This window comes from Micromonospora sp. NPDC047753, assembly GCF_040642735.1.
In the GTDB taxonomy this organism is placed as follows: Bacteria; Actinomycetota; Actinomycetes; order Mycobacteriales; family Micromonosporaceae; genus Micromonospora.
The window spans coordinates 1-7918 of sequence record NZ_JBEYSL010000323.1; the positions used below are offsets into that span (position 1 = coordinate 1).

The following is a 7918-nucleotide window of genomic DNA, read 5'->3' on the forward strand; positions in this document are numbered from 1 at the left end:
GGCCGAAGGTGCAGGCGTACCTGGACGGTGGTCCGGAGCCGACCTTCAACTACCACCGGTTCTGGGCACAGGCTGACGTCGCCATGGTCCTCGCCTCCGGGTGCGGTCACGGGCTCCCTTGTGGGGGAGCCCGGCCGGTGCGGTTGGCGCCGTCGTAGAGCTGTCCGGGGCGAAGCGGGGGGAGGTGCTGCGCACGGGAGAGGTACGGACGGCGTGACCGCGCTCCGCGCGGTCGTCCGCGTGCTCAGCTCGGCAGGCGGCCCCGCGTGGAGACGAAGTGGTAGGACATGACGGCGAATCCGGGGTCACGGAGCAGCCGTCGGAAGGCGTTCAGTTGCTGGGGCGACAGCCCGGCAGCCAGCAGGTCCGGTTCCAACTGGCGGGAGTTGGTCTCGTAGAGCGATGTTCCAGTCGACCCGCCGGCCCAGCTCTGCGAGTGGGTGATGGTGTCCAGGTCGGTCAGACCGGCGAGGGCCATCTCGGTGTGGACGTCCTGCGCCCATCCCAGATCGGCGCCGTGGTCCTCCAGGACACCCATCATGGCGTCCATGACCTGCGCGAAGAGCTTCGCGGCGTCGTCGCTGGGCGCGGTCAACACCCGCTGCGGCGCGGTGCAGTCGAACTCCTCGACCACCAGCCACCCGCCGGGCGCCAGCGCGCCGGTGAGGGTACGCAGGACCCGTCGTCGATCGGGAAGGTGCAGCAGCACCAGCCGGGCGTGGATCAGGTCGAACGCGTCTCCGGGTGGCGCTTCGGTGCGCACGTCGTGCTGGCGTACGTGCAGGTTGCCCTCGGCCACCAGGTGTGTGGGGTCGATGTCGGTGGCCAGCACGTGCCCGTCGTCGCCGACCGCGCGGGCCATCCGCCGGGCCATCGAGCCGCCACCGGCCCCGACCTCCCAGCAGGTCGCGCCGGGCTCCAGCACCGGGCGGGCCAGCCGACGCGTCGTGATCGGATCCAGGAAGGACTCCAGCGCGTGCATCTGGGGAACGGCGTCCGGCGCGCCGTTGTCGAAGGTGTACGTGTCATCGCTCGTAGCGGTTGTCATCGGTGTCTACCTCTCCGTAAAGGGTCGGGTGACTCGAGAAGGGTCGGGTGACTACGGGGTGTCGGCCCAGAGCCGAGGGGTCGCCCTGTTGGCCGGGGGCGGCGCGACGGCGGCGACGCTCAACATCGCCGCCAGTGGGGCCGGATCGCGGCGGGCCTCCGCGGTCGGCCGGTCGTAGACCACCCGGCCGTACTCCAGCACCGCCACCCGGTCCGCGAGCTCGATGGCGTACTGGAGTTGCTGCTCCACGAGCAGCACTGTCAGGCCGTCGGCGGCGAGACCGTTGACGAGTTCGCGGACCCGCGCCGCCAGATCGGGCGAGAGCCCCTCACATGGTTCGTCGAGCAGCAGCACCCGGGGTTGGCCGAGCAGCGCACGAGCTATCGCCAGCATCTGCTGCTCGCCACCGGAGAGTTCGCAGCCGCGGTGCCGCAGCCGCACCGCCAGCCTCGGCAGCAACTCCAGGGTGCGGGCGACCGTCCAGCCTTCGCCGCCGGAGGTGGGGGCCCGCCACGGCGCGGCCGCCAGGTGCAGGTGCTCGGCCACTGTCAGCCGGGAGAAGACCCGTCGGCCCTGCGGGACGAGACCGACGCCGGACTGGGCGATGCGATGCGGTTGTCGGCCGGCGACATGCACACCGCCGATCTCGACGCGACCGCTGTACGCCCGCACCAGCCCGGCGATGGTGTGCACGAGCGTGCTCTTGCCCGCCCCGTTGCGGCCCACCACGGCCTGGATGCTGCCTGGGCGTACCCGCAGGCTGACCTCGTGCAGGACGATTCCCCCGCCGTAGCCGGCGCAGAGACGATCCACAGTGAGCATCAGGCCACCCCGTCGGCGTAGGCCTGCCGCACCAGCGGCGAGGTACGGATCTCGTCCGGTGTGCCGGCGGCCAACGTCCGACCGTCGCGCAACACCGTGACCGTGTCGGAGAGGGCGTACACCAGGTCCAGTCGGTGTTCGACCAGCAACACGGCGACCGCCCTGGGCAGTGCCTGGAGCACCTCGACCAGCCGGCCGACCTCGACGGCGGACAGCCCGGCCGCCGGTTCGTCGAGGAGCAGCAGGCGGGGGCGGCCGGCCATCGCCATCGCGATCTCCAACTGGCGTCGTTGCCCGTGGGCGAGGTGCCCGGCCGGCACCGCCGCGACGGCACTGAGCCCCATCTGGTCCAGCAGCGGACCGGCCAGGCGCTGTGCGGCGCGTCGGCGGCCGCCGGGCCACCACCGGCCGCCCGGGATGATCCGTGGCAGCGCGGCCACCACGACGTTCTCCGTCGCGGTGAGCGTCGGGAAGACCGCGGGTCGTTGGTGGATGCGGTTGATGCCCCGCCGGGCCCGGGCCGCCGGGCCGAGTCGACCGACGTCCCGTCCGTCGAACCGCACCGTGCCGCGTTGCGGCCGGGTGGACCCGCCGAGGACGTTGAGCAGGGTCGTCTTGCCGGCCCCGTTCGGGCCGATCAACGCGTGCCGCTGGCCGTCGTGGATGCACAGGTCCACGCCGTCGAGTGCGGCGAGCGAGCCGTACCGCACGCTGATTTTCTGGGCTTCCAACAGGCCGGTCATCGGTGCAGCTCCGCAACCTCGGCCTGGTCATGGGCGGCCGGCTGGTCCGGCTGTGGCGTCCCGGCGCCCGGTGGGCGCAGCCGACCCCGGGCCCGGTTGACACCGGTGGGCAGCAGGTAGACCGTCGCCACGAACAGCGCGCCCAGCACCAGTGGCGCATGGCCGGGCAGCACCCCGAACAGCCAGTCCCGGACGGCGATGACCAACGCCGCACCCACCAGGGCGCCACCCACCGAGGCGGTACCACCGATGACGACACCGAGCAGCAGCAGCGCGGACGTGTCGAAGCCGAAGTCGGCGGGGGAGATGTACTGCTGGGCGACGACCAGGAGCGAGCCGGCGGCGCCGGCGATGGCTCCGGCGGCGATGTGCGCGCCGGACAGGTGCAACGCCACCCAGTGACCGCTGGCCCGCAACCGCGTCTCGTCGTCGCGGCCGGCACGCAGCACCAACCCCGCCCGGGTACGCAGCAGCACCAGCACCGCGCCGACCAGCGTGGCCACGACGACCAGGGCGTACAGGTAACGGGCCTGGTCGTTGGCCAGGGCCGGGAGCCCCCAGAACGGGCGGACCGCGGGGATGCCGGCCAGCCCGTCCGTGCCACCGGTCACCGACCGCCACCGCCCCAGGACGATGACGACGAGTTCACCGATGGCCAGGGTGATCATCAGGACGATCACCCCTCGGGCGTGTACGACGAGCGGCACGGTGAGCGCGGCCAGCAGCGCCCCGGCGGCCGCCGCGACGACGAGCTGCACGACGCCGACATCGGAGACCCGGCTGCCGACCACGGCGCAGGCGTATGCGCCGGCCGCGTACGGCGCGGTCTGGCCGAGGGTCGGCATGCCGGCGACGCCGGTGAGCAGGGCCACGCTCACCCCGACCAGGGCCAGCGCCAGCGTCCGGGCGAGGATCGCCGTGGTGTAGTCGTCGACGACCCAGGGCGCCACGACCAGGCCGACCAGGACGAGCGCCGCGATGCCGCGTCGAACTCGCCGGATCACCTCGCCCCTCATGCCGCCCTCCACCTGCCGGCCAGGCCACGCGCCCGCACGGCCAGCACGGCCGCCATGGCGGCGAACAGCAGAAACGGTGCGGCGGACGGCAGCAGCGCCACGCCCAACGTCTGGATCTCGCCGATCGCGAGCGCGGCCAGCAGGGTGCCCGCCATCGACCCGAGACCACCGAGGACGACCACCACCAGGGAGAGCAGCAGCACCGTGTCGGCGGTGCCAGTGCCGGGGCCGATGATGGGCGCGCCCAGCACTCCGGCCGCGCCGGCCAGCGCGCCGGCGGCGGCGAGCACACCGGCCCGGATTCGTGCCGGACTCACGCCCAGACAGGCCACCATCTCCGGGTCGTCGACCGCCGCCCGGACCAGCATCCCGGCCCTGGTACGTCGCACCACCAGGTAGAGGGCGACGGCGAGCACCGCCGCGACGACGATGAAGACCAAGCGGTACGCGGCGTAGCGGTGACCGGCGACCATCACCGACCCCTCCAGGGCTGCGGGCACCTGGACCTGCGGGTTGTCGGGGCCGAAGCCGGCGACGAGCAGGCTGCCGCCGGCCAGCGCCACCCCGAACGTCAGCAGCGCCTGACTCAGGTGATTGCCGGTGGCGACCGGTGTGAGCAGGCCGGCCAGGAGCACCCCCGTCGCGGCGGCGGCCAGCACACCGACAGTCAGCGCCAACGCCAGGCTCACCCAGCCGCCGTCGAGCAGTGCCGCGGCGGTGTACCCGCCGATCGCGTAGAGCAGGCCGTGCGCCAGGTTGAGGATGTTGGCGACGCCGAAACAGAAGACCAGGCCCGAGGCGGCGACGAACACGAGCAGCCCGTAGGCGACTCCGTCCAACGCCGGGATCAGGTACGGGTCGATCCGGTTGGTGCCGGCCGCCACCACTATCACCGGCCGACGGTCGCGAGGTCGCCCACGACGGTGTTGGACAGCGCCCGGCCGTCCTGGCGGACCTGCCGCAGGTACCACTTCTGCACGGGAGAGTGCGTGGTGGTGGAGAACTGCCAGGTGCCACGCGGGCTGGCGATCTGGCCGAGTTGGCCGATGGCCGTGTTGATGGCCTCGGGGGTCGGGTCGTTCCCGGCCGCGCCGATCGCCCGGTCGAGCACCGCCGCCGCGTCGTACGAGGCCAGCGCGTAGGTCGTCGGCGAACCGTCGTGCTTCGCCTTCCACGCGGCCACGAAGGCACGGTTCTCCGCGTTGTCGAGGTCGGGCGAGTAGTTGAGCACCGAGTAGATGTCCCGGGCGGCCTCGCCCTGCGCGTTGAGCACACCGCCCTCGGTGAGGAACCCGGCCGCGTACAACGGAATGTCCTTGATCTCGGACTGGGCGTACTGCTTCACGAAGTCGACGGCGGCGCTGCCGGCGTAGAAGGTGTAGACGGCCGCCGCGCCGGAGGCCTTGATGCGGGCGAAGTACGGCAGGAAGTTGGTGGTGGCCGGGAACGGAGTGAAGGTCGTCTTGCCGTCGGCGTTCGCGAGCTTCCCGCCGATCTTGCCGAAGGCGTCGGTGAAGCCGCGCAGCTCGTCCCAACCGCCCTGGTAGTCCGGGCCGATGGCGTACACGGAGCCCTTGATGTTGTCGCGGACATGCTGGGCGATCGCCGCCCCGGGCTCGTCGGAGAGGTACGAGGTGTGCCAGACCCGGGAGACGTCCTTGAGCTCCGGCCGGCCGTTGGAGCCGACCAGTGGCACCTTCGTCTCGTTGAGCAGAGGGGTGACGCCGGCGACCGAGCCGCCACCGACGATGCCGGTGAGCGCGGACACCCGGTCCTGCTTGAGTAGCTTGGTCGCGGCCGGGACGGCGGTCTGCGCGCCGTTGCCCTCGTCCGCGACGACGAGGTCGACCTGCCGGCCGCCCAACTTGCCGTCGTGGGTGTCCAGGTAGAGCTGGAAGCCGTCGCGGATCTCCGTGCCAACAGCCTGGTACGTCCCGGACAGCGACGCGAGCAGGCCGATCTTTATCGAGCCGCCGGCGCTCGTGCCCGGAGCGTCGTCGCCGCAGGCGGTGCTGGTGGTCAGCACGGCGGCGAGCAGCGCGGCGGTGAGGGCACGGCTGCGCCAAGGCGTGGTGAGAGGCATGTCTAACTCCAGGGGAAGGGAAGGGTCTCCGGCGTGGGGGCGCCGGGGTGGTCAGCGGCTGCGGGCGAGCGCCGCCCGGGCAGCGGGGGTCAGCGCGTCCCCGATGCGGTTGGCCAGCTCGGTCATCTCGTAGGAGACCTTGCCCACGTCACACTCGGGCGCGGCGAGCACCAGCAGCGAGGCGCCGTCGTTGAAGGCCATGGAGAACATGAACCCGCCCTCGAGCTGGGTGACGTTCGAGATCACCGCGCCGGCGTCGAAGAAGGCCGCCGCCCCCCGCAGCAGGCTGACCAGCCCGCTACCCGTGGCGGCCAACTGGTCGGCCCGGTCCGGTGGCAGGTCGCGGGTGGCGGCCACCATCAGGCCGTCGCTGGAAATGGCGATCGCGTGGCTGACCTCGGTCGCGCGCGCCGCGAAATTGTCCAGCAGCCAGCCGAGATCCTGTTGGTCGGTCACGTGCTCTCCTGTCGCGTCATTTGTTACCGAGGTTGATCGGGGTACGCCGTCGGTTGGCCACGCCCCGTGCGTACGCGGCCATCGCCGTGGCCACCTGCGCCGGGTCGCGGTACTCGGACCGTTGCTGCTGCTGGGGCACTGTCACACCGCCGGGCACGAGGTGCCGTTGCGGCTGGCGTTTGGGCAGGCCGGAGTTGGTTGTCGTGGCGACCTCGGGGGTGTGGGCCTGGGCGGCGGTACGCCAGGCGTCGTCGGCGGGGCTGGACCACTGCTGGCCGTTCTGGCCGTTCTGGCCGTCGACGACGTCGTTCTGGAACCAGTGGTTGACCTGTTCGAAGATGAGCAGCTCCTCGGTGGGCGCGTCACCCCGGTCCGGCGGTGGGGGAGCCGGTCGGAAGACCGGCGCGGCCGGCAGGGTCCGTTCGGTCGGCGGGCGGCCGGCGGTGGGCTCGGGGCGGGGCTGGTACGGCGGCGGCGGGCTGGGCGTGCGAGCTGCCCGCCGCGACAGCCGGCCGGGTGCGAGCAGGTACTCCTCCGGTGGCAGCGACCGGATGATCGCCGCGGGCAGTGTCGCCTCGGCGAGGATGCCGCGTCGGGGGCCGCGTCGCAGTTGGACGGTGACGCCCAGCCGCGCCGCGAGCTGGCCCACGACGACCAGCCCCATCGCCCGTACGGCGGCCACGTCGATGGCCGGCGGGTGCGCCAGCAGCTCGTTGAGTTGCTGCATCCGCTGCGTGGACAGCCCCACGCCCTCGTCGCTGATCTGGACGATGACGCGGTCTCCCAGACTTCGGCCGCTCACCCAGGTCTCGCTGCCCGGCGGCGAGTACGTCGTGGCGTTGTCCATGAGTTCGGCGAGCAGGTGCACGACCTCGTCGACGGTCTTGGCAGCCACCGCGACGTCCCCGTCGATCATGCCGAGTCGGACCCGTGCGTAGTGCTCGATCTGGGACAGCGCTGCCTGGAGCACCTGCTGCAGCGGAACGTCGCGCTGGCGTACGCGCCCCACGCCGACACCGCCGAGCACCAGCAGACTGGCGTTGATCCGGCCCATCCGGGTCGCCAGGTTGTCCAGTGTGTACAGCTGGTCGAGCCGGTCGGGGTCGGTTTCGTCGCGCTCGACCAGGTCGACCTGGGCCAGGACGGCGTCGACCAGTCGCTGTTCGCGGCGGCTCAGGTGGATGAAGATGTCGGCGGTGTTGGCGCGCATGACGGCCTGTTCGGCGGCGGTCCGCACGGCGGCCTGGTGCACGGCGCTGAACGCCTGCCCCAGTTCGCCGATCTCGTCGTCGCTGGACGGTTCGAGGGCGGCACTGGACTGCTGGTGGGCCAGCTTGTGTGGGTCGACGGCGGCGCTGCCGGGCTGTTGGAGCTGGGCCACCACGGCGGGGAGCTGCTCGAAGGCAACGGCGTTGGCCGCGTCCCGCAGCCGGCGCAGCCGTCGGGTGATCTGCCGTGCGACGGCCCAGGTCACCAACGCGGTCAGGATCAGGGCCAGGAGGACACTGGCCGCCTCTGCGACGGCGCGGCGGCGCTGGTCGGCGTGCGCGGCCCGAACATCGTCGCGGACCGCGTTGTCGACCCGGGCGCGCAGGTCGGCCAGCCGGGCGGCGCGCGTCTGGGTGGTGGACACCCAGTCGTCGGTTTCCAGTTTCACCCGGCCGAGCCGGTCTCTCTGGCAGTGCTGGACGCGCTGCCCGAGCCGGGCATGCTCGGCGGCACCGTGGCCCGGGGCCGCGAGGTGTCGGTC

General features: G+C 72.3%; 9 protein-coding genes. 1 reads left to right on the forward strand and 8 read right to left on the reverse strand.

Features of this window, described 5'->3' with window-relative positions:
- Positions 1–8 precede the first annotated feature (8 nt).
- Positions 9–158, forward strand: a complete 150-nt coding sequence (locus ABZ749_RS23820) for a glycoside hydrolase family 48 protein (protein WP_357231325.1) — start codon at positions 9–11, stop codon at positions 156–158.
- Positions 159–244: 86 nt separating this feature from the next.
- On the opposite strand, the gene ABZ749_RS23825 is transcribed toward ABZ749_RS23820, so the two are convergent.
- From ABZ749_RS23825 to ABZ749_RS23860, 8 genes are all read right to left on the reverse strand, one after another.
- A complete protein-coding gene (locus ABZ749_RS23825; protein WP_357231304.1) occupies positions 245–1048 on the reverse strand; it encodes a methyltransferase domain-containing protein in 804 nt (267 codons plus the stop codon).
- Between the two features lie 51 nt (positions 1049–1099).
- The gene (locus ABZ749_RS23830) at positions 1100–1870 is read right to left on the reverse strand and encodes an ABC transporter ATP-binding protein (protein ID WP_357231307.1); all 771 of its coding nucleotides are present in this window, start codon (positions 1868–1870) and stop codon (positions 1100–1102) included.
- A complete protein-coding gene (locus tag ABZ749_RS23835) occupies positions 1870–2613 on the reverse strand; it encodes an ABC transporter ATP-binding protein (RefSeq protein ID WP_357231310.1) in 744 nt (247 codons plus the stop codon). The genes ABZ749_RS23830 and ABZ749_RS23835 overlap by 1 nt, the downstream gene beginning before the upstream one ends.
- Entirely contained in the window at positions 2610–3629 is a 1020-nt protein-coding gene (locus tag ABZ749_RS23840) for a branched-chain amino acid ABC transporter permease (protein ID WP_357231313.1), read from the reverse strand. Before ABZ749_RS23840 ends, ABZ749_RS23835 begins: the two co-directional genes overlap by 4 nt.
- Positions 3626–4522 (reverse strand): branched-chain amino acid ABC transporter permease, encoded by an 897-nt coding sequence (locus ABZ749_RS23845; protein WP_357231316.1) that lies wholly within the window; start codon positions 4520–4522, stop codon positions 3626–3628. The genes ABZ749_RS23840 and ABZ749_RS23845 overlap by 4 nt, the downstream gene beginning before the upstream one ends.
- A complete protein-coding gene (locus ABZ749_RS23850) occupies positions 4519–5712 on the reverse strand; it encodes an ABC transporter substrate-binding protein (RefSeq protein ID WP_357231319.1) in 1194 nt (397 codons plus the stop codon). The genes ABZ749_RS23845 and ABZ749_RS23850 overlap by 4 nt, the downstream gene beginning before the upstream one ends.
- 51 nt (positions 5713–5763) lie before the next feature.
- Positions 5764–6168 carry a roadblock/LC7 domain-containing protein gene (locus tag ABZ749_RS23855; RefSeq protein ID WP_030490280.1) on the reverse strand — a complete coding sequence of 135 codons (405 nt, stop codon included), beginning with the start codon at positions 6166–6168 and terminating at the stop codon, positions 5764–5766.
- 16 nt (positions 6169–6184) lie between these two features.
- Positions 6185–7918 (reverse strand): ATP-binding protein (locus tag ABZ749_RS23860; RefSeq protein WP_357231322.1); only part of this gene is annotated, 1734 nt, incomplete at its 5' end.